Source organism: Streptomyces sp. ActVer, from assembly GCF_027270795.1.
GTDB classification, from domain to species: domain Bacteria; phylum Actinomycetota; class Actinomycetes; order Streptomycetales; family Streptomycetaceae; genus Streptomyces; species Streptomyces umbrinus_A.
On record NZ_JAPWHT010000028.1, the window covers coordinates 1 to 20,602 of the forward strand.

Sequence of the window (20,602 nt, forward strand, 5' to 3'; positions counted from 1 at the left end):
GCAGCCCGTGCCCGTGCCGAACGGGCAGGAGGCCGCGCAGCTCGTCGACGTGGCGGCCGCCGGGCCGGAGCTCGCGTGGGCCGTGGGCGAGGAGGGCCGCAACGGCTCCACACGGGGCAGGCCCCTGGCGATGGTCTGGGACGGGACGGCGTGGACACGGACCGGCCTGGACCATCTGGGGTTCTCCGGACAACTGCACTCCGTCGCCGGCAGCTCCCTACGCGGCGTGGGCCGTCGGCACCGACACCTCCGGCCACGGGCGCCTGCTGGCCTGGGACGGCGTCACCTGGCAGGAAGTGGCGTACCCGGGGCAGGAGGACACCGGGACCGAACTCACCGGCGTGGCGGTCGCACCCGACGGGCGGGCCTGGGTCTCCGGCCGCAACAGTGACAGGCAGGGGCTGCTGCACTGGAACAAGCAGCGATGGCGCTGGTGCGCGACACTGCCGAGCACGGCGACCGAGGCGCCGTCGGGCGTCCACCGCACACCGGGTGGCGAGATATGGGTGTACGGAACCGGTGTCGTCGCTCGCTGGGACGGAGCCTGGACCGAACTGCCGCCGCCCACAGGGTTCCGCTTCGGCGTCACCGGGCTTCTCCCCTGCGCCGACAACGACGTCTGGCTCACCGCCTACGACTACGGGGTCGGCGGGCCGCCCGGAAAGCCCCCGAGCTGCGTCCTGCGGCACTGGGACGGCACCACTTGGAGCCATGTCACCCCGCCGTTCACCGTCGGCCTGCTCAGCGGCATCACCGACGACGACCAGGGGCGGCCGGACCGTATCGCCGGCTGGGACTTCTGGGACCAGACACGGGCGCACCATCTGCGCCGGGACGGCACGGCCTGGGTGAGCGAACGCGGCCCGCTCGCGTCAACACCGGTCGTCCTCAACGCACTTGCCCGGATACCCGGAACCGGAGAGTACTGGTCCGTCGGCACGACCTCGTCCTCCCCCTACCCACCCGCGCAGGCGCGCGTGGAGCACTTCGGGCCCTGAGGCACGCCCGTACAGCCGACGGTCACGGCTTACGGGCGAGGCCGCCGTGCTCGCCGACTGGTTCGGGGGTGGCAAAGGTGGATTCCGGGCGCCAGAGGGGGACCGAGACGACCCCCGGCTCGATGAGTTCCAGGCCGTCGAAGTACGCCGTGATCTCGTCGACGGTGCGCAGGTTGTACGGGACGGCGCCGCTTTCGTTGTAGGCGTCCTGGGCCTGCTCGAAGACCGGATCGATGCCCCGCGAACCGTCGTTGATGGAGAGGTGGCTCCCGGACGGCAGCGCGTCCATCAGGCGGGCGACGATGGAGCGCGCCTGGTCGTGGTCGGCGACATGGCCCAGGATGTTGCTCAGGACGAGGGCGGTGGGGCGGGTGAGGTCCAGCGTCTCGGCTGCGGCCGCCAGGATGCGCTCCGGGTCCAGCACGTCGGCGGCGACGAACGCGGTCGCTCCCACCGGGGTGGAGTGGAGCAGGTCGCGGGCGTGGGCCACCACCAGCGGGTCGTTGTCGACGTGGACGATCCTGGACTCCGGCGCGATGCGCTGGGCGACCTCGTGGGTGTTGTCAGCGGTCGGCAGACCGGTTCCGACGTCCAGGAACTGCCGGATGCCCGCCTCGGCGACCAGGTACGTGATGTTGCGGCGCAGGAAGGCGCGGCTGCTGCGGGCGATGGTCACGATGCCGGGGAAGACGGCGGTGTACGCGTCGCCGGCCTCCTGGTCCACGGGGTAGTTGTCCTTGCCGCCCAGCCAGTAGTTCCAGATCCGCGCAGAGTGCGGCACCGAAGTGTCGATCTTCTGATGCGACTCGGGTCCGGGCGTCGTCGCGTGATCGGTCATGAGTGCAGCCCGTCTCTCGGCCGAGGCGTGGATGGTTCACCGGACAACGTACGTCCCAACTGGCCTGGTGCGTACACCAGTTCACGTATCCCACAGGTTCGAGCCGCGGCTTTCGTGGAGCGGTTGGGCGGGGCCGGGTTGGGCAGGCCTGGGCGGGACGCGGATCACCCGACCTTCCGGGCAAGGCCTTTGAGCATGCCGTGCCAGTACAGGGCGGGCAGACCGTAGCGCTTGAGCAGCCACATGTCCCGGCGTTCCTTGGTGGTGTCGACCAAGGGGATGCTGGGGGCGGGGCGCAGGTCGTAGTCGAATTCTGCGAGCAGCATCCTGTCGCGGGCCGTGACCAACGGGCAGGAGGTGTAGCCGTCGTAGCGGCGCGGTTCAGGGCGCTCACCCTTGGGTTCGGCCTGGGCCAGCAGGTTGGCGACCACGACGGGGGCCTGCTTGCGGACGGCGGCGCCGGTCTTGGAGGTGGGCAGGTTCGCGACGTCGCCAAGGGCGAACACATTGCGGTGGCGCGGGTGTTGGAGGGTGTGCTTGTCGACCTCCACATAGCCGTACGGACTGGCGGGATCGGCGAGCGGGCTGTGCTTGACCCAGTCGGGGGCACTCTGCGGCGGAACGGCGTGGAGCAGATCGAAGCCGAGGGTCTCCTCGTCGCCCGAGGAGTGATCGGTCACGGTCAGCCGGCGGGCAGCGCCGTCGACAGCGGTCATCTCCGAGTTCAGTCGCACCTCGATGCCGTAGCGCTCGGCGACCCGTTCCAGGGCCCGGCGCCAGACCGGTACGGCGAACATGGAGTCCGCGGGCAGGACCAGGACCACTCGGATGCGGTCCAGAACTCCTTGCCTGCGCCAGTGGCCGGCGGCCAGGTAGGCGATCTTCTGCGGGGCGCCGCCGCACGTGACCGGGCCGGTCGGCTGGGTGAAGACCGCGGTGCCCGAGCGCAGGCCACGAATCAGTTCCCAGGTGTACGGAGCATGCTCGAAGGAGTAGTTGCTGGAGACAGCCCCGTGTCCGACAGCGGTGTCCAGGCCGGGGACCGCGCCCCAGTCCAGCTGGGGACCTGGAGCCATCATCAGGTGGTCGTACCCGATGGTGCGGTGCTCGGTGGTGGTGACCGTCCGCGCCTCGGGGTCGACGGATGCGGCGGCCTCGCGGATCCAGCACACCCGCCTCGGCATCACGGAAGCCTCGAGGCGCCGGGTGATGTCCAGCCGGGCCTGGCCGCCGCCGACCAGGGTCCACAGCGGCTGGTACCAGTGGGTGCTCGCAGGTTCGAGCACCGCGACGTCGGTGACACCGGCCCGGCGCAAGCGTGCAGCGACGGTGATACCGGCGGTGCCGCCTCCGACGATCAGCACCCGGTGGCGCCTCCGAGCGGAACGGCGGGCGGAGGACGTGGACGGCACGAAGGACTCCTCACGATCTTCACGCTATACCCCCATAGGTATTTTCGAGGGTAGGGACACCGGCCGCCGGCGCCAATGCCGGACCGCCAAATTGCCTGACAGGAAAGGCAGTTGACGAATTTGAACGCCGTCGCTCACGACCCCGCCGCAGAGCCTGTGCTGTAATGGTTGAGTGCAGTTTGAGCATGACAACATGGTCGGGGTCCATCTGGCCGTGGCCCTGGTGAATCTCGAATCGAGCGGCTCGTGGACGCCCGAGGCGCTGGAGCGGGCGCTGCGGGAGCATCAGATCCGTCGTCCGCGGGTGACTGCTGCCGCCGGTGAGGAGATCCGGGCGTGGTCGCGGCGGTTGAGGCCGGTCTTCGAGACGTCCTCGCAGCCCGGGCTGTGCCAGACCATCAACGCGCTGCTCGCGGACGGAGCCGGAAGCGTGTACCTGACCACGCACAACGACTTGCGGCCGCATCTGCACTTCGCTCCGGACGGCCAGGACCTCCAGAGCCGCGTGAAGGCCGTGACCGCGGGAGGCCTGGCCATCTTCACCATGGAGGCCGAGGGGGCCCGGCTGGGCGCATGTGCGCTCGACTCCTGCCGGACCGTCTTCGTGGACACCAGCCGCAACGGCCGCCGTGCCTACTGTCGCTCGCGCTGCGCCAACACGGACGCGGTGCGGCGCCATCGTACGAAGCAGGGCTAGCCCAGGGCTAGCCCGGCCGGCGAGCACGGACCGCCTTCCCCGGAGGACGGGCGCGTCGTTCGGCAGCAGGCTCTCTGCCTCTGCCCAACCGCCGGGGCGGCCCTACGCCGGGACCAGGGCCACGACGAGCGGGACGGCGGCGATGCCCAGGAGCGTCTGCGTCGCGGTGATCCCGGCCATCAGCGGTGCGTCGCCGCCCAGTTGCCTGGCCATGATGTACGACGACGATGCCGTGGGCAGGGCCTGGAAGAGTACGGCGATGATCAGCGCGTGGGAGCCCAGGCCGACCAGTTGAGCCGCCAGGAAGGTCGCGGCCGGCATGAGCGCGAACTTGGCCGACGAGGACGCGAGAATCGGCGCCGTCCACGACCGTGCGGCGCCGAAGCGCAGGGCGGCACCGATGCAGAGCAGACCCAGCGGCATCGAGGCGGTGCCCAGTGCCTGGATCGCCGGTGCGATGCCCGGCGGCAGGCTCAGGTCGAGGACCTGAAGGAGGATGCCTCCCGCGCAGGCGAGGATGAGCGGGTTGGTCACCAACTGCATGACGACGCCCGAGAAGCTCGGACGGGCGCTGCCGAACCGTGCGAAGACCAGCACGCACAGCACGTTGACCGTGGGCACGATCGCCGCGTTGCAGACCGCGGCGATGGCGATGCCCTTGGTGCCGTACAGGCCGCCCGCGATCGTCACGCCGATGTAGTTGTTGAACCGGATGCTGCCCTGGAAGACCGAGGTGAAGGCATCGTCCTTCAGCCGCAGCATGGGCCTGCACGCAACGACCAGTACGGCCACGGCCACCGTGGAGGCGATCAGAACGCCCGCCAGGGCACGTACCGGCAGATCGTCGGTGTCGGCGGTCGCCAGACTGTGCAGGAACAGCGCGGGCAGCAGAACCCGATAGCTCAGCCGCTCGGCTTCCGACCAGAAGCTCTCGGCTGTGATCATCGTTCGCTTGAGCGCGTAGCCCAGCGCGATGAGCAGGACGACCGGAACGAGCGCCTTGATGGTCAGTGCGATCACGCCGACGCCCCGTCCGGAGTGGCGACGCCGGCAGGGAAGTCAGTGGCCTGGGCACTGGGAGTCGTACGGCGCATACCGACAGGCTGATGTAACACCGCGAGGCATGACAACCATTACAGAACCTGGACCGGCCCCAAGCCCAGGCCAGGCCCAAGCCCAAGCCCAAGCCCAGGACGGGGACCAGGCCCAAAACCGGGACCATGACCCCACGGCCTCGCGTGCAAGTGCCTCTTCAGCCGTCGAAGCTGCGGCGAGAGGCCTCGATGTGGCCGAAGTACCGGTGGGTCCAGTCACACATACCGTCCACCGTCGCCCGTAGGCCCTGGCCCGGCTCGGTGAGGGTGTACTCGACCCGGGGCGGCACAGTGGGGTGCACCTTCCGGTCGACCAGGCCGTTGCGCTCCAGCATGCGCAGGTTCTGCGTGAGCATCTTGTGGCTGATGCCCTCGACCTCGTCCCTCAGTTCGCTGAACCGCAGGGTGCGCTCACCGAGGGACTCGATGATCAGGAGCGCCCACTTGTTGGCGACGTCCGAGAAGATCTCCCGCGCCAGAGAGTCCGCGCGCGTCAAGTCCGCTTCGTCGGGCGAGTCGCTGAACTGCTTGGTCACCATCAGGTTCCCCAGTCACTGAAAAGTGCGTTCTTCCATGTCAGCGCCCACTCTCCTACGGTTCCCCAGTAACCACAAGAGACCACGAACATCGTGGTTCGATGGAAAGCGAGCCCTCGGGCTCCACAACAAGGAGTCAGCATGGCCATCACTCTGGTGAACCCCGAAGGACTGACGAAGGTCGACCTCTACCGGCAGGTGTCGGTCGCCACAGGGTCGAAGCTGATCCACCTCGCCGGGCAGGTCGCCTGGGACGCCGACGGTGTCACGGTCGGCGAAGGTGACTTCGCCGCACAGGTCGAACAGTCCTACCTCAACGTCGGCACAGCCCTGGCCGAGGTCGGCGCCTCGTTCGACAACGTGGTGAAACTGACCGTCTACCTCGTCGACTGGACCCCCGACAAGATGCCCCTGTTCGCGGAGGGGGTCGCACGCGCCGCCGCGAAGCTTGGGGTCACCCCGGCCGCACCGCTCACCGGGGTGGGCGTCGCCGCCCTGGCCGCCCCCGACCTCCTGGTCGAGGTCGAGGCCACCGCGATCATCGACTGAGCAGGAGGCGTTCTGCCACTCCGCTCACCCTGGCTGCGCAGCCATGAGCTTGCGGGTGAACCTGTGCATGTGCGGGTCGAGAGTGTCCCCGGGCTCGGCGAGGACCTGTGACAGGGACAGCCACTTGATCGCCGAGAACTCGTCCTCGTCGAAGATGACGACGCTGCCGGCATCCGCCCGCAGGACGTACCAGAGCGACACGTCAGTGTGCCGTCCCTGCCCGCGCGTCTGCGTGATGGTCAGAAAGAACGGCTGCCTGCCGGCGACCATCGACGGAACGGCGTCGATGAACAGTTCCTCGCGGCACTCACGCACCACCGTGTCCCACGGGTCCTCCATCGGCTCGACATGACCACCACTGGGAAGCCACAGACCGGCCTTCCGGTGGGCGACCAGCAGGAGTTCGCCGCGCTTCTCGTCCAGGACCACGAAGTAGCTGACGAGATGGACCGGCGGCACATCGGGTTTCCGTACCCGATGGAGCGGAGCTCCGCCGGCAACCCACTCCACCGCCTCGGCGAGATGGGCACGCTCCTGCTCGTCCCAGGGACGAACACCCTCCAGCAGACTCGCCAGCCGTGCACGAAGAAACTGGTCACGATCGTCTGAAGCGCCGGTCGCATTCACTGCGTTCATGATGCCAAGAAGCGGTGGTGCCGCGAGGACGGCATGGACCACAAAGGGTTCTTCGCAAAGAGGTCTTTGCGAAGAACCCTTTGCGGTCTAGAGTCACGCGGTATGACTGAACCGAGCGAGCAGCAACAGGACTTGACTCCCCATCCGGACTCGGTCGTTCTGGATGCCAAGGGGCTGCGTGCCCTCGCTCACCCGGTGCGGGTGCAGTTGGTGGGCCTGCTGCGGAAGCACGGCCCGTCGACGGCCACCCGGCTTGCGGAGCGGCTGGGCGTCAATTCCGGCACGGCCAGCTATCACCTGCGCCAGCTCGGTGCGGCCGGTCTCGTCGAGGAGGACACGGAACGCGGCAACGCGCGGGAGCGCTGGTGGCGTTCGGTGCACCAGCGGACGTGGTTCAACGATCACGAGCTGGTCGAGCGGGAACCCGAGGCCGCACTGGCCTACCTGCAGTCCGTCGCCGCCACCTACACCTCACGCACCCAGCAGGCGCTCAACGAGCTTCAGACCATGCCTCGTGTCTGGCGGGACACCTTCGACATGAGCGACTGGCCCCTGCGGATCACCCCCGAGGAGGCCTCCGCGCTCTACGAGGAGTTGCGGGCCGTCATCTCCCGCTACCGGCAGGACACACCGGGGGCGGCGGGGCAGGCCCCGGAGGGCGCCGAGCGGTTCTCCGTGATCACCCACCTCCTGCCCGAACCCGACGCGCCCGCCACCTCGACGGGCACGAACGCTGGCGCGGACTCAGGCGCAGACGCCGACGCAGGCGCGGGCACGGAGAGGCCATGACGAAGAAGGCCTCCGGTACGGACGACTTAGCCGACGCGCGCACCCTGCGTGCGCTGGGCGGGGTGCTCGCGGCGATGGCCGTGTCGCTGACGGGCACTCGGATCTCCGGCATCGCGCTGCCCTGGTTCGTACTCGTCACGACCGGCAGCGCGACCCAGACCGGGCTGGTCGCCTTCTGCGAGATGGCCCCGTACGTGGTGGTCAAGGCGCTCACCGGACCGCTGGTGGACCGGGTGGGCCCACGCGTCGTCTCCTGGGTCACCGACCTGGCCAGCGCGACGGCCGCCGCCGTCGTTCCCCTGCTCCACAGCCTGGGCCTGCTCTCCTTTCCCCTGCTGCTGGCCCTGGTCGCGTTGATCGGCGCGGCCCGCGGTCCGGGCGACCTCGCCAAGGAAGTCATGGTGCCGGAGGCGGCCGACCGCAGCCGGGTGCCGCTGGAGCGGGCCGCGGGCCTGTCCGGCGTGATCGAGCGGCTCGCTTCCACGGTCGGCCCCGCGGCCGCGGGCTCCCTGGTGGCGCTGCTCGGTCCTTTGACGGGTCTTGTGGTCAACGCGGCCTGTTTCACCGCCGGGTCGGTGATCGTCGCGGTGGCACTGCCCCGGGACGTGGGACGCGCAACCGCGGCGCCCCCGTCGCCTGGCGGGGAGCCGGAGCCGGGCTACTGGCGACGGTTCGGCGAAGGCTTCGCCTTCCTGCGCGGCGATCCGCTGCTCCTCACCCTCATCGTCATGGTCGGGATCACCAACCTGCTGGATGCGGCCTTCAGCGCGGTACTCATCCCTGTGTGGGCCAAGGAATCCGGCAACGGGCCGACAGCGATCGGCCTGATGAGCGGCATGGCTGGAGCCGCGGCGATCGGCGGGAGCCTGCTGGCCACAGCGGTCGCACACCGGCTGCGGCGCCGGGCGGTGTTCTTCACCGGGTTCCTGGTCGCCGGGGCGCCGCGCTTCCTGGTCCTCGCCGCCGATGCGCCGATGGGCCTTGTACTGACCGTGTTCGCCGTCAGCGGGCTCGGCGCGGGCTTCCTCAACCCGATCATCGGGGCCGTCCTCTTCGAGCGGGTGCCCCGCCCCCTACTGGGCCGGGTCAACGCGCTCGGTGATTCGCTGGCCTGGTCCGGTATCCCCCTCGGCGGGCTGATCGCCGGGGCCGCGGTGGCCGCCGTCGGGCTCGTGCCGGTGCTGGTCACCTGCGGGGTCACGTATTTCCTCGCCACGAACCTGACCGGGTTGCGGCCGGAATGGCGGGAGATGGACCTCGGACGCGGGGGCAGATCCTCGAAGCGGTCGTCCGAGGCACGCCCACTGGAAGCAAACCCGTAACTGAGGGGTTACGCTTTCCGTCATGGACGAAGTGGCCCACGCGATAGCGGATCCCGTGCGCAGGGAAATCCTTCTCATGCTGCGTGGGGCCACGCTCACGGTGGGGGAGATCGCGCGTTGCTTCACCATCAGTCGGCCGGCGATCAGTCGTCATCTGCGGGTGCTGCGGGAGTGCGGGCTGGTCCGCGACGAGCTCGTGGGGCGGCAGCGGATGTACAGGCTCGATGCGGCGCCGTTGGCGGAGGTCGCCGAGTGGGTCGCCGTGATCCGCGCGCCGGGCGGCTGGGATCAGCGCCTGGACGCCCTTGAGACAGAGGTTCGTCGCACCCGCCGTGAGAGGTCCATGCGTCGCACGGCACCACATGGAGAACGTACGGAGGACACCGCATGAAACCACTGCCCAGTGCCCGGCTCGTGCCCACCGCCGACGGCAACGACCTGATCCTGACCCGTACGTTCCGGGCGCCCATCGATGACGTCTGGGCGAGCGTCACCGAATCGGAGCGCACGGCACGGTGGTTCGGTCCCTGGGAAGGGGACGCGGCGCCGGGTCGTACCATCCGCGTCCGGATGGCGTTCGAGGAAGGCGAGGCGTGGACCGAGGTGCGCGTCGACGCGTGCGAGCCCCCGCGGCATCTCGCCGTCTCCACGTCCGACGAAGCGGGCGACTGGCGCATGGAACTGCGGCTGTCCGAGTCGGCCGGGACGACGGAGCTGCAGTTCGTCCATCACCTCACGACCACGAAGGGAATCGGCGAGATCGGACCGGGCTGGGAGTACTACCTCGACATGCTTGTCGCCTCACGCGACAGCACTCCGATGCCGAGCTTCGACGACTACTACCCCTCGCAGCAGGCCTACTTCGAGGCCCTGGCCGACCAGCGGTCTTCATGAGGGCCCGGAGGGTCCCGGCAGTCAGTAGGTCGCCCTTCCGCCGCTGATGTCGTAGACGGCTCCGGTGGAGAAACTGACCCGGTCGGAGGACAGGAACGCGACGAGTTCGGCCACCTCCTCGGGGCGGCCGATCCGCCGCATCGGGATCAGGCCGGCGATGCGGGCGAGCACGTCGGGAGCCGTGCTGTCGTTCATGCGTGTCGCTATGACGGCGGGAGCTACGACGTTGACCAGGACGCCGCTGGTGGCCAGTTCCTTGCCTGCTGACTTGGTCAACGCGATCACGGCCGCCTTGGACGCGGAGTAGACCGACAGGTCGGCGTTGCCGTCCTTGCCTGCCATGCTGGCGAAGTTGACCACACGGCCCCAGCCACGGTCGCGCATGCCGGGGACGAACATCCGCATGGTGTTCACGGTGCCCAGGAGGTCGTCCGGTGCGGCGGGCGTGAGTCAGTGCGATTCGCGGCTCACCTCCGAGCCGCTGGAGCCGACGAGGAAGTCCAGGTCGGCGCCCGTGTCGGCTTGGAGGACGTGGTCGACGTAGAGGCGCTCCCAGCCGCGCCGGGGGCTCGCGAAACCCGTGACGGTGGCCTTCGTGGGGGTCCTGCGGGCCAGTTCGTCGGCCGATACGTCGAGGTCGATGCGGCGGGCCGGGACGTCGAGGCTGATGTGGTCCCCCGTACGAGCGAGGGCGAGCGGGCCGCCGGCCGCGGCCTCCGGGGCCACGTGCAGGACGACGGTGCCGTACGCCGTGCCGCTCATACGGCCGTCGCAGACGCGGACCATGTCGCGGACTCCCTGTTCCAGGAGCTTCTTGGGGAGCGGCATGTTCGCCACCTCGGGCATGCCCGGGTAGCCCTTGGGGCCGCAGCCGCGCAGCACGAGGACCGAGTCGGCGTCGACATCGAGATCCGGGTCGTCGATGCGGGCGTGGAAGTCCTCGATCGAGTCGAAGACGACCGCCCGGCCGCGATGGCGCAGCAGGTGGGCGGAGGCCGCGGCGGGTTTGATGAGCGCGCCGTCCGGGGCGAGGTTGCCGCGGAGCACCGCGATGCCGCCCTCGGCGACCAGCGGCTCGGCGCGGGTGCGGATGACCTCGCCGTCCCAGATCGGCGCGTCGTCGAGATGGTTCACGAGCGGTTCGCCGGTGACCGTGAGGGCGTCCGGGTCGAGCAGGTCGCGCACCTCGCGCAGGACGGCGGACAGCCCTCCGGCGCGGTGGAAGTCCTCCATGAGGAAGCGTCCGGCCGGCTGGAGGTCGACCAGGACCGGCACCCGGGAGCCGATGCGGTCGAAGTCGTCGAGCGACAGGTCGATCCCCAACCGCCCCGCGATCGCCAGGAGATGGACGACCGCGTTGGTCGAGCCGCCGATCGCGGCCAGCGCGACGATCGCGTTGTGGAAGGACGCCTTGGTCAGGAAGGTGCCCGGCCGCCGGTCGACGGCGACCATGTCCACCGCGAGGCGCCCGGTGCCGTGCGCGGCCTCCAGCAGTCGGCTGTCGGGGGCGGGGGTACCGGCCACTCCGGGCACGACCGTGCCGAGGGCCTCCGCCACCAAAGCCATCGTGGAGGCGGTTCCCATGGTGTTGCAGTGCCCCCGGCTGCGGATCATCGCCGACTCGGAACGGACGAACTGGTCCTGCGAGAGCGTGCCGGCCCGCACCTCCTCCGACAGCCGCCACACGTCGGTGCCGCACCCCAGCGGCGTACCGCGGAACGTGCCGGTGAGCATCGGGCCGCCGGGCACGACGACGGCGGGCAGGTCCACCGAGGCGGCGGCCATCAGCAGCGACGGGATCGTCTTGTCGCAGCCTCCCAACAGGACGACACCGTCGATGGGGTTGGCCCGCAGCATCTCCTCCGTGGCCATCGCCGCCATGTTGCGCCAGAGCATCGCCGTGGGCCGCACCTGTGTCTCGCCCAGCGACACCACGGGCAGGTCCAGCGGGATGCCACCGGCCTCGTAGACGCCGTTGCGGACCGAGGCCGCCACCTCGTTCAGATGCGCGTTGCAGGGAGTCAGGTCCGAGGCGGTGTTGGCAATGGCGATCTGCGGACGGCCGTCGAAGGCGTCACCGGGCACACCACGGCGCATCCACGCCCGGTGGATGTAGGCGTTGCGGTCCTGGCCCGCGTACCACTCGGCGCTGCGGAGCGTCACCATTGAGCTCCTTCCAATAATCGACACAGGGGTCTAATCTTTGGAACGCCATGAAGCATACGCAGACGTACGAAGGATCGACAGACCTCGGCGTGGACGGCTCAACAGGCGCCGACAGCAGCCGACTTGTGGGATCGGACCGGGTGCTCGCCGTCCTCAAGGAGCTCGCCCGGTATCCCGACGGGGTGGGTCTTGAGGAGCTGACGCGGGTGATAGGCAGCCCCAAGCCGACCGTGCACCGGGCGCTCGGTGCGCTGCGCCGGGCCGGTCTGGCCGACCAGGACGTCCGCGGCCGCTATGTGCTCGGCGACGAGTTCCTGCGGATGGCCTTCGCCCACCACGAGGCCCGCCCCGAGCACGTACGTATCCGTCCCGCACTCGAAGCGCTGGCCAACCGTTTCGGCGAGACCTCGCACTACGCGGTCCTGGACGGCCGCGAGGTCGTCTACCGCGCCAAGGTCGACCCGCCCACCGGAGCCGTCCGGCTGACCTCGACAGTGGGGGGCCGCAATCCAGCGCACACCACCGGCGTCGGAAAGCTGCTGCTCGCCCAGCAGTTGGACACTCTCGACGACGTCGAGGCATGGATCGGCTCGACGCCCCTGGTGCGCCGCACTCCGCGGACCCTGTGCACGGCCGCCGCCCTGCACGGCGAACTGCGGATCACGCGCGAGCGCGGCTACGGCCTCGACGACCAGGAGAACGAGACCGGTGTCAACTGCCTCTCCCTGCCCGTGTACGCGACCTCGCCGACGACCCCCTCCGGCGCTCTGAGCATCAGCGCGCTGGCGTACCGGACTCCCCTGGAGACCCTGGTCGGCACCCTCGACGAGATCCGTGCCGTACTCGGGCCTCTGGGAGAGCCGCACCGGTGACCGACCCAGTCCCGGGGTCGACTGTCCAGGCCGAACCCACTGATCCCTCATCTCTCCCTCCCCTGCCTCGCCGTCCCACCATTGGAGACTGACCTCGTGCACCTCATGCGTATCGGCGCCGTCGGCGCCGAGAAGCCCGTCGCCCGTATCGACGACGAGACGTACGTCGATCTCTCCGATGTCGTCACGGACTTCGACGAGGCGTTCTTCGGCTCGGGCGGCCTCGACCGCATACGCCCCGTCGTGGCCGAGCGGACGGCCGCGGGTCAGGTGTCGCGGTTCGCCGGGGAACGCGTCGGCGCCCCGATCGCGCGCCCGCACCAGATCCTGTGCATCGGCCTCAACTACCGTGACCACGCGGCCGAGACCGGCATGCCCGTTCCCGACGAGCCGATCCTGTTCACCAAGTCGCCCAACACCCTCGTCGGCCCGAACGACGACGTACGCATCCCGCGAGGCTCCACCAAGACCGACTGGGAGGTGGAGCTCGGCATAGTGATCGGCCGCCGCACCAGCTATCTGGACTCGGTGGACGAGGCACGCGACGCCATCGCCGGTTACGTGGTCGTCAACGACGTCAGCGAGCGGGCCTTCCAGTTGGAACGCGGAGGGCAGTGGACCAAGGGCAAGTCCGCCGAGACGTTCAACCCCGCCGGTCCCTGGCTGGCCACCCCGGACGAGGTCGGCGACGTACTGGCCCTGGACATGTGGCTGGACGTCAACGGGGTGCGCCGACAGAGCGGCAGCACCAAGACGATGGTCTTCGACCCGTACTTCATCGTGCACTACCTGAGTCAGTTCCTCGTCCTGGAACCCGGTGACCTCATCAACACGGGCACCCCGCCCGGCGTCGGTATGGGTTTCACCCCGCCGGTGTGGCTGCAGCCCGGTGATGTCATGGAGCTGGGCATCAAGGACCTCGGCACCCAGCGCCAGCACGTGCTCGGGCCGCGGTGAGCTCCCGCCTGATGCGTGCCTTCGTACTGACCGGCCCCGGGAAGTACGCGGTCCAGGAGGTTCCGGTGCCGGTGGCCGTTCCCGGCGAGGTGGTCGTCGACGTCGAGCGGGTCGGCGTGTGCGGCACCGATGTCGAGTTCTTCACCGGAGCGATGGCCTACCTCCACCAGGGCCACTCCAGCTACCCGACGCGGATCGGCCACGAGTGGGCCGGTCGCGTGGCGGCGGTCGGCGACGGCGTCGATCCCGCCTGGATCGGCAGGCGGGTCATGGGCGACACCATGCTCGGCTGCGGCCTCTGCCGTCGTTGCCGCCGGGGTCACCAGCATGTGTGCGAGAAGCGGCAGGAGGTCGGCATACGCGGGCAGCGGCCGGGCGCTCTGGCGGAGCAACTCGCGGTACCGGCCTCCTCGTTGCACGCTCTGCCCGACTCCGTCGGTCCCGTACTCGGCGCTCTGGTGGAGCCGGGCGGCAACGCCCTGCGCGCCGCACAGGCCGCCGAACTGCGGTCCGGTGACCGGGCGTTGGTGCTGGGTCCGGGGACCATAGGGCTGTTGGTCGCGATGTTCGCCCGCGCCGCCGGTGCGGAGGTGCATCTGATGGGCCGCACCGAAGAGTCGCTCGCCTTCGCCCGCACGCTGGGCTTCGCACACGTATGGACGGAGGACTCCGTCCCGGACCTGCCGTTCGACGCAGTGATCGACGCCTCCAACGCCGTCCATCTGCCCGGCCTGGCCCTGGAGTTGGTCGAGCCGGCCAGCCGCGTCGTGTACGTGGGACTGGCCGGTGAGCCGAGCCGGATCGACACCCGCGCCCTCGCGCTCAAGGACATCACGGCGGTCGGCATCCTGTCCGCCTCCCCCGGCCTCGACGCCACGATCCGCGCCTACGCCGACGGCTCCGTCGACCCCGGCCCCCTCGTCGCCGCGACCGTCGGCCTGGATCAGGTCGGTGACGTCCTGGCCGGGATCCGCCCGGCCCACGCCGGGCCCGGTCCCAAGATCCACGTCGATCCCCGACTGATCTGAGCGGGACCCGGGTCGGAGTACTTCCGCGCGATGGCCCGGAACCGGCTGGTGCCAGTCCACGTACAGGACCTGACCGCCGACGCCCTCCCCTACTGGGAACTCCGCAAGCAGGCCGACCATCTGGTCACGGGCATCGAGGACACGTTCCTCACCGCGTACAAGAACGGCAGCTTCCAGTACCTGCTGATCGCGGCCGACCGCGTCTGACGTACCACCGACGTGCCACCGGGGAAGTCGGCGCAGACCGGTCGCGAGGTCCGGTCTGCGCCGTGCCGTTGTCCGGGTCAGGACAGCTGGGCCGTGGCGTCCGCCTCTTCCATCGGCGTCTTCTGCACGCGAACAGCCTCGACGGGGAGCTGCAGCGACAGGTGCGGCCAGGTGTGGATGTCGCGTTGCATCTGGCGGTCGTGGGTGGCCAGCACGATGGCCGCTTCGGTGGTGTGGAGAGCCTCGGTGAGTTCGTCGACCAGGGCGATGGACAGGTGGTTGGTGGGCTCGTCCAGCAGCAGGACGTGCGGGCGGGCCGCGAGGGCCAGGGCGAGGTCGAGTCGGCGCTGCTGTCCCATGGACAGCTCGGCGACGGCCTTGTTGGCGTCGCGTGAGGTGAGCAGGCCCAGCGCGCCGAGTCCTGTCACCTCGCTCTCCTTCAGGACACCGGCGCTGACCAGTCGTGCGGTGTGTCGGCGGTACAGGTCATGAGCCCGCCGGTACGTGGCTCGCGGCGCCTCCTGTCCGAGCAGGTGCAGGCGCAGCTTGCGCGAGCGGTGCATCCGGCCTGTGGTGGGGGCGAGTTGACCGGCCAGGACGGACAGAAGTGTGGACTTGCCCGCCCCGTTCGGTCCGGTGACCACCAGCCGGTCGCCGGATGTCAGCGACAGGCCGGTCGGCCGGTGCAGCCGCCCGTCGACGGTCACCTCCTCCGCGCGCAGCAGACTGACGCCGGGCCGTGCAGGCAGGTCGGGCAGACGGAAACGCTGGGGCGGGACGGGCGCGGTGACCTTGTGCTGCTCCAGGTCCTCCTGGCGTCGGTGGACCGACCGGACCAGCGCACCGGCGCGGGTGGCTCGCTGGTGCTTGTCGGTACCCTTGTCCGGGCGCCAGCCGGTGCTCAGGCGGTTCTGCGATTCGGACAGGGCCTGCTCGAGGCGGGTGTGTTCGGCCTGCTGCAGCTCGTACTCCGCCTCCCACCGGGCCAGTTCGGCCTCGCGGCCTTCGCGGTAGCAGGCGTACCCGCCGCCGTAGACGCGCGGGCTGCCGTCGCGGGTGGGATCGAGGTCGAGGATCGTGGTGGCCACGTCCGACAGGAGCGCCCGGTCATGGCTGACCACGATGACACCGCCGGAGTGGGCGCGCAGTCTGGCGGTGAGGTAATCCAGCCCTGCCAGGTCGAGGTGGTTGGTCGGCTCGTCAAGGAGCAGGAGGTCGTACTCGGCGCCCAGCAGACAGGCCAGCCGGATCCGGTAGCGCTGTCCGACGGAGAGGGTGGCGAGGTGACGGGTACGGTCGCTGACGGCGCCGAGCCCAGCGAGGGCGACGTCGACCCTGCGGTCGGCGTCCCAGGCGTCCAGCGCCTGCGCCGCTTCCAGGGCGCCGGCGTAGTCCTGATCGGCACCGGGCCGCGCTTCGGCGAGGCCCGTCGCTGCGGCGTCCAGCCGTCGGAGGGCGGCGCGGGCGTCGGCGAGGTGCTCGTCGACGATGTCGCCGACCGTCCGCTCGTCCTCGGCCGGCATCTCCTGCTCGGCCAGGGCCAGCGTGCCGACGCGGTGCACGGTCCCCTCGTCGGGCGTCAAGGTGCCCGCGAGTACGTGCAGCAGGGTCGACTTGCCGCGTCCGTTCTCGCCGACGACGCCCCAGCGCGAACCCGGCGCGACCTTCATGTCGACCTGGTGCAGGACGGTGCGGCCACCGCGGTCGACGCGGACGCCCGTGCAGGTCAGCTGGGCCCGATCGCGGGCAGGCAGGTTGAGAGTGGTCACGTTGTTCTTCCTCCGGAAGGAGGCACACGTCACCCCTGTGTCGTCGGGGTGGAAGCGCGCCTTCGCTCTGACGGACGGCCAGGCCCGGAACAGGGCGGGCCGTGGGCGGCATCACGGCTCCCGGCACCTCAACTGCGGTGTGAGGGGCGGAGCCTGGGGCCCGGTCAGATGTAGAGGACGTAACTCATGCGTTCACGCTAACAACCCGCCGCACGTCTCGCGACGGGTTTTCGGCGCACGATGATCGGCTGCGCAGTGGGGCGGGTCCTGCTGCCGGGCGGGAGCGGTCCTGCCCCCGGCAGCAACACTGGACACGTCGTTCACCCGCGTGCCCGCCGACGCGGCCGACAAGGTGCCCACCGGCTACGGGTTCTGGTGCAACGCCTGGCCCGAGAACCCGGCGTGGAAGTTCGTCGCCGTCGGCATCGGGAACGACGTCCCCTACTGGACCGAGTTCCTGCGTGCCCTCGCGGAGATCGACCCGGACATGGCCGTGAACATCGAGCACGAGGACGCGGCCTACTCCCAGACCGAGGGACTCGCGCTGGCGGCCAAGAACCTGCACAGCGCAGCGGCCGCGCTCTGACCCACTTGCGGGCCGCGGCTCCGGCCCACCGCGTCACCTGGCCCCGCGCCCACCCACCGGGCGCGGGGCCCTGTCCTGTCCCGGGGTGGCCGCGCCGCCCGGGATCGGTGTGCGTACCGGGTCTCCGGCGAGTACGTCCTGGATGTTGTCCACTGCGAGGTCCACCATCGCGGCCCGCGTGGCCTCGGTCGCGGAGCCGATGTGCGGAAGCGTGACCGCGTGGGGCTCGGCGACCAGCGGGGAGAGTTCCTGGCCCATGGGTTCGCGCTCGAAGACGTCGAGGCCCGCCGAGTGGATGCTCCCGTCGCGCAGGGCCCGCAGCAGGGCGTCCTCGTCCACGACACCACCGCGCGAGGTGCTGACGAGGGTGGCGGTGGGCTTCATTGCCGCCAGTTCGGCGGCGCCGATGAGGTGACGCGTCTGCGGGGTGAGCGGGACGTGCAGCGAGACCACGTCGGCCTCGGCGAGCAGCGTGGGCAGGTCCACCGATGTGGAGAGGGCGTCGTCGGGTGCGTACGGGTCGTGGTGCAGGACCCGCATCCCGAAGCCCTGGGAGCGGCGCGCCACGGCTCGTCCGATCTGGCCGTAGCCGATCAGGCCGAGCGTGGCGCCCTGCACGTCCAGGCCCAGGTAGTCGTCCATCCGGAACAGACCCCACTGACCGGCGGCCAGGGAGTCGCGGGCGGCGCCGAGTCGCCTGCGGGCCATGAGGATGAGCGCGAAGGTGAGGTCGGCGGTGGTCTCGGCGAGCACGCCGGGGGTGTGGGTGACCACGACGCCGCGTTCGGCCGCCGCCTCCCGGTCGACCGCGTCGTACCCCATGCTCGCCAGCGCGACGACCCTCAACGTGGGCCCGGCCGCGTCCAGCAGGGCGGCGTCCACCCGGTCGTTGCCCAGGGCCAGGATGGCGCTCGCGCCCTTCGCCAGTTCCGCCAGGTCCCGCGGTTCGGGCTTGCCCGTCCCCGGCCACGCCACGACCTCGGCGTGGGACGCCAGGCGGGCGATGCCCCCGCCGGGGAGGGCGGCCCGGGTGGTGAGCACACGCTGCTTCATCTGTTTCTCCCCTGCTTGATCCGCGTTTCACGAAATCAGTGAAGTCGATTTGACTTGATTCGATTCGTGAAGACGCTAGTCAGCACATTCCAGAGCAACAAATAGCCACTTTGCGTGACGTCATAGAAAATCGGGATGCATTAATCTGACACCCTCGAAGAATCCGACGATGCCGAAGGCTCCATCGCCGCGTCCCCGAAGGCGGCGTCCTCACCGAATTCCGTGATCAATTCATGGAAGAGGTCGTGCACGGCATGTGCGGGTTCCGAAAGCGGCTGATGGTCGGAGGTGCACAGCGACAGTTTCACCGTGATCGCCGGATTGACGATCCGGCGTACCACCAGATTCCGTACGTCGAGGGTCGCGCGCGCCGCGGACCAGGGCAGGACCGTCGCCCCGACGTCGGCGCCCACCGCGCTGATCAGGGTCAGGACCGACTCGATCTCGCCGACCACTCTGGGTTCGAGCGAGGCGTGCTGGAACGCGGCGTCGACGACCTGTCTGATGGTGTGGATGCGGCTGGGCAGCAGCAGCGGGACGCCGGCCAGCTCCTCGAGGGAGACGTCGCCGTCCCCGGAGGGCACCGACCCGCCCGGCGCGGCGATCAGGAACAGGTCCTCGGTGCGCAGCGGCTCGAACTGCACGCCCCGCAGCGGCCCGGCCCCGTAGATGAACGCCATGTCCATCCGGCCGGTCATGATCGCCTCGCTGATGACACCGCCGAAGTTCTCGTTGATGTGCAGCAGGATGTCGGGGTAGCGCTCGCGCACGCTCCTGAGCAGGGGCAGCGCGAGGGCCGCGCCCATGCTGTAGGGGGCGAGGCCCACCGAGACGCTGCCCGCGGGCGCCCGTCCGGAGATGTCGACCGCCGCGTGGGCGAGGTCGATCTGGCGCAGGATGAGCTGCGCGTGCCGGTACAGCGCGCGGCCCGCCTCGGTCGGGGCCACGCCTCGTTTGCTGCGGATCAGCAGCTGCTGCTTGAACTGGGCCTCCAGCGCCGAGAGTTGCTGACTGAGCGCGGGCTGCGCGATGTGCAGGATGTCCGCCGCGCGCGTGATGCTCCCGGCATCCACGATCTTTACGAACGAGTAGAGACGCCTGGTGTCCATGTGCGGCCTTCCAGCGGGGGCGGAGCCTCATGGTAGGCGCGGGGCCGCCTGACGGCCCTTGGCGCGTGTGCTCCACGTCATATCCAACGGTGATTACGTCACGCACAACATGTATTTGCCGCCCCCTCGCGTTCGGACTACGTTCACCGAAACGCGATTTCCAGGTCGCTCGACCGAACAACTCGCATATCTCACAGGGAATGTAACGGCCCCGTTAATCCCTCTTTTCAGGCAGCGTACCGACCCCGCCCGAAGAGCGCCGGATCGGCAATGCGCCGCCGCTCTCTTCTTCTGTCCGGAGGATGTCATGACGCACAGGGTTGATCTCGTGGCCGACCTCGGTGAGGGGTTCGGCGCCTACACGATGGGCGATGACGAGGCCCTCCTCGATGTGCTGACATCGGCGAACATCGCCTGTGGATTCCACGCGGGCGATCCGCGGATCATGGACGCCACCGTCCGCCACTGTGTGCGGCGCGGCGTGGCCGTCGGCGCGCATCCCAGCTTTCCCGATCTCGTCGGGTTCGGCCGCCGCGCGATGGAGGTGACTCCGGACGAGGTCCGCACCGACGTGCTCTACCAGGTCGGGGCGCTCCAGGCGTTCGCCGTGTCGAACGGCACCGGGCTTCGGCATGTGGCGCCGCACGGCCGGCTGGGCAACCTGGTCGCGACCCGGCCCGACTACGCGGCGGCCGTCGTGGACGCGGTCGCCTCCCTCGACCCGTCGCTGATCGTCCTGGCCCAGGACGGCGAGCTCGCCGACGCCGCACGCGCCCGCGGCCTGCGGGTGGGCATCGTCGGGATCGCCGACCGGGCCTATCGCGACGACGGCACGCTGGTGCCGCGGAGCGAGCCCGGCGCGGTCATCCACGAGGAGAAGGAGATCGCCGAGCGGACGATCCGCATGGTGACCGAGGGGGTCATACGCAGCGTCGGCGCGCGTGACATCCCCGTCGACTGCGACACCGTGCTGCTGCACGGAGACACCCCGGGCGCGATCTCCCTGGCCCACCGCGTGCGCCAGGACCTGCTCGCCGCCGACGTCGAGATCACGGCCCTGGCCGACGTGCTCGACGGAAAGGCCACCTGA

22 protein-coding genes and 1 pseudogene are annotated in these 20,602 nt (G+C 69.9%); 13 read left to right on the forward strand and 10 right to left on the reverse strand.

Annotated elements, in window-relative coordinates; translation table 11 throughout:
- Window positions 1-296: 296 nt before the first annotated feature.
- Window positions 297-998, forward strand: coding sequence for a hypothetical protein (locus tag O3Q52_RS07290; protein WP_269647978.1), 702 nt, complete (start codon window positions 297-299; stop codon window positions 996-998).
- Window positions 999-1,020: 22 nt separating this feature from the next.
- On the opposite strand, the gene O3Q52_RS07295 is transcribed toward O3Q52_RS07290, so the two are convergent.
- Together O3Q52_RS07295 and O3Q52_RS07300 are read right to left on the reverse strand one after the other, a co-directional pair.
- Entirely contained in the window at window positions 1,021-1,836 is an 816-nt protein-coding gene (locus O3Q52_RS07295; RefSeq protein WP_269647979.1) for an SAM-dependent methyltransferase, read from the reverse strand.
- Window positions 1,837-2,000: 164 nt separating this feature from the next.
- Window positions 2,001-3,248 (reverse strand): FAD/NAD(P)-binding oxidoreductase, encoded by a 1,248-nt coding sequence (locus tag O3Q52_RS07300; RefSeq protein ID WP_269647980.1) that lies wholly within the window; start codon window positions 3,246-3,248, stop codon window positions 2,001-2,003.
- 172 nt (window positions 3,249-3,420) lie between these two features.
- Here O3Q52_RS07300 and O3Q52_RS07305 point away from each other — a divergent pair, with 172 nt between their 5' ends.
- The gene (locus tag O3Q52_RS07305; RefSeq protein ID WP_269647981.1) at window positions 3,421-3,945 is read left to right on the forward strand and encodes a CGNR zinc finger domain-containing protein; all 525 of its coding nucleotides are present in this window, start codon (window positions 3,421-3,423) and stop codon (window positions 3,943-3,945) included.
- A gap of 102 nt (window positions 3,946-4,047) precedes the next feature.
- Here the strand turns inward: O3Q52_RS07305 and O3Q52_RS07310 are convergent, their stop codons facing one another.
- A complete protein-coding gene (locus tag O3Q52_RS07310; protein WP_269647982.1) occupies window positions 4,048-4,965 on the reverse strand; it encodes an AEC family transporter in 918 nt (305 codons plus the stop codon).
- A 232-nt stretch (window positions 4,966-5,197) separates the two neighbouring features.
- Window positions 5,198-5,578: a helix-turn-helix domain-containing protein gene (locus O3Q52_RS07315; protein ID WP_055616014.1), complete on the reverse strand. Its 381-nt coding sequence runs from the start codon at window positions 5,576-5,578 to the stop codon at window positions 5,198-5,200.
- 138 nt (window positions 5,579-5,716) lie between these two features.
- Here O3Q52_RS07315 and O3Q52_RS07320 point away from each other — a divergent pair, with 138 nt between their 5' ends.
- The gene (locus O3Q52_RS07320; RefSeq protein WP_269647983.1) at window positions 5,717-6,124 is read left to right on the forward strand and encodes a RidA family protein; all 408 of its coding nucleotides are present in this window, start codon (window positions 5,717-5,719) and stop codon (window positions 6,122-6,124) included.
- Between the two features lie 24 nt (window positions 6,125-6,148).
- Here the strand turns inward: O3Q52_RS07320 and O3Q52_RS07325 are convergent, their stop codons facing one another.
- A complete protein-coding gene (locus tag O3Q52_RS07325) occupies window positions 6,149-6,760 on the reverse strand; it encodes an NUDIX hydrolase (protein ID WP_269647984.1) in 612 nt (203 codons plus the stop codon).
- A gap of 102 nt (window positions 6,761-6,862) precedes the next feature.
- Between O3Q52_RS07325 and O3Q52_RS07330 the strand changes: the two genes are divergently transcribed.
- The 4 genes from O3Q52_RS07330 to O3Q52_RS07345 are packed head-to-tail and all read left to right on the forward strand — an operon-like array spanning window position 6,863 to window position 9,765.
- A complete protein-coding gene (locus tag O3Q52_RS07330; RefSeq protein WP_269647985.1) occupies window positions 6,863-7,549 on the forward strand; it encodes a winged helix-turn-helix domain-containing protein in 687 nt (228 codons plus the stop codon).
- Window positions 7,546-8,871, forward strand: coding sequence for an MFS transporter (locus tag O3Q52_RS07335; protein ID WP_269647986.1), 1,326 nt, complete (start codon window positions 7,546-7,548; stop codon window positions 8,869-8,871). The genes O3Q52_RS07330 and O3Q52_RS07335 overlap by 4 nt, the downstream gene beginning before the upstream one ends.
- A gap of 22 nt (window positions 8,872-8,893) precedes the next feature.
- Window positions 8,894-9,262 (forward strand): metalloregulator ArsR/SmtB family transcription factor, encoded by a 369-nt coding sequence (locus O3Q52_RS07340; RefSeq protein WP_269647987.1) that lies wholly within the window; start codon window positions 8,894-8,896, stop codon window positions 9,260-9,262.
- Window positions 9,259-9,765, forward strand: coding sequence for an SRPBCC family protein (locus tag O3Q52_RS07345; protein ID WP_269647988.1), 507 nt, complete (start codon window positions 9,259-9,261; stop codon window positions 9,763-9,765). Before O3Q52_RS07340 ends, O3Q52_RS07345 begins: the two co-directional genes overlap by 4 nt.
- A gap of 21 nt (window positions 9,766-9,786) precedes the next feature.
- On the opposite strand, the gene O3Q52_RS07350 is transcribed toward O3Q52_RS07345, so the two are convergent.
- Complete coding sequence (locus O3Q52_RS07350; protein ID WP_269647989.1) at window positions 9,787-10,179, reverse strand: SDR family NAD(P)-dependent oxidoreductase; 393 nt, start codon at window positions 10,177-10,179, stop codon at window positions 9,787-9,789.
- A gap of 36 nt (window positions 10,180-10,215) precedes the next feature.
- Entirely contained in the window at window positions 10,216-11,931 is a 1,716-nt protein-coding gene (locus tag O3Q52_RS07355; RefSeq protein ID WP_269647990.1) for a dihydroxy-acid dehydratase, read from the reverse strand.
- A 47-nt stretch (window positions 11,932-11,978) separates the two neighbouring features.
- Here O3Q52_RS07355 and O3Q52_RS07360 point away from each other — a divergent pair, with 47 nt between their 5' ends.
- The 4 genes and pseudogenes from O3Q52_RS07360 to O3Q52_RS07375 all read left to right on the forward strand — a co-directional run.
- Window positions 11,979-12,803 (forward strand): IclR family transcriptional regulator, encoded by an 825-nt coding sequence (locus O3Q52_RS07360; RefSeq protein ID WP_269647991.1) that lies wholly within the window; start codon window positions 11,979-11,981, stop codon window positions 12,801-12,803.
- Between the two features lie 96 nt (window positions 12,804-12,899).
- Window positions 12,900-13,760, forward strand: a complete 861-nt coding sequence (locus O3Q52_RS07365; RefSeq protein ID WP_269648018.1) for a fumarylacetoacetate hydrolase family protein — start codon at window positions 12,900-12,902, stop codon at window positions 13,758-13,760.
- Window positions 13,761-13,771: 11 nt separating this feature from the next.
- Window positions 13,772-14,788: a zinc-binding dehydrogenase gene (locus O3Q52_RS07370; protein WP_269647992.1), complete on the forward strand. Its 1,017-nt coding sequence runs from the start codon at window positions 13,772-13,774 to the stop codon at window positions 14,786-14,788.
- 12 nt (window positions 14,789-14,800) lie between these two features.
- Window positions 14,801-14,995: pseudogene (locus O3Q52_RS07375) on the forward strand (SAM-dependent methyltransferase); the annotation flags it as partial.
- Between the two features lie 77 nt (window positions 14,996-15,072).
- Here the strand turns inward: O3Q52_RS07375 and O3Q52_RS07380 are convergent.
- Window positions 15,073-16,764, reverse strand: a complete 1,692-nt coding sequence (locus tag O3Q52_RS07380; protein WP_269647993.1) for an ABC-F family ATP-binding cassette domain-containing protein — start codon at window positions 16,762-16,764, stop codon at window positions 15,073-15,075.
- Window positions 16,765-17,092: 328 nt separating this feature from the next.
- On the opposite strand from O3Q52_RS07380, the gene O3Q52_RS07385 reads away from it, so the two are divergent.
- On the forward strand, window positions 17,093-17,350 hold the full coding sequence (locus tag O3Q52_RS07385; RefSeq protein WP_269647994.1) for a hypothetical protein: 258 nt from the start codon (window positions 17,093-17,095) through the stop codon (window positions 17,348-17,350).
- 33 nt (window positions 17,351-17,383) lie between these two features.
- On the opposite strand, the gene O3Q52_RS07390 is transcribed toward O3Q52_RS07385, so the two are convergent.
- Entirely contained in the window at window positions 17,384-18,403 is a 1,020-nt protein-coding gene (locus O3Q52_RS07390) for a D-glycerate dehydrogenase (RefSeq protein ID WP_269647995.1), read from the reverse strand.
- 140 nt (window positions 18,404-18,543) lie between these two features.
- Window positions 18,544-19,512 (reverse strand): nitrogen assimilation transcriptional regulator NAC, encoded by a 969-nt coding sequence (nac, locus tag O3Q52_RS07395; protein WP_269647996.1) that lies wholly within the window; start codon window positions 19,510-19,512, stop codon window positions 18,544-18,546.
- A gap of 307 nt (window positions 19,513-19,819) precedes the next feature.
- On the opposite strand from nac, the gene O3Q52_RS07400 reads away from it, so the two are divergent.
- A complete protein-coding gene (locus tag O3Q52_RS07400) occupies window positions 19,820-20,602 on the forward strand; it encodes a LamB/YcsF family protein (protein WP_269647997.1) in 783 nt (260 codons plus the stop codon).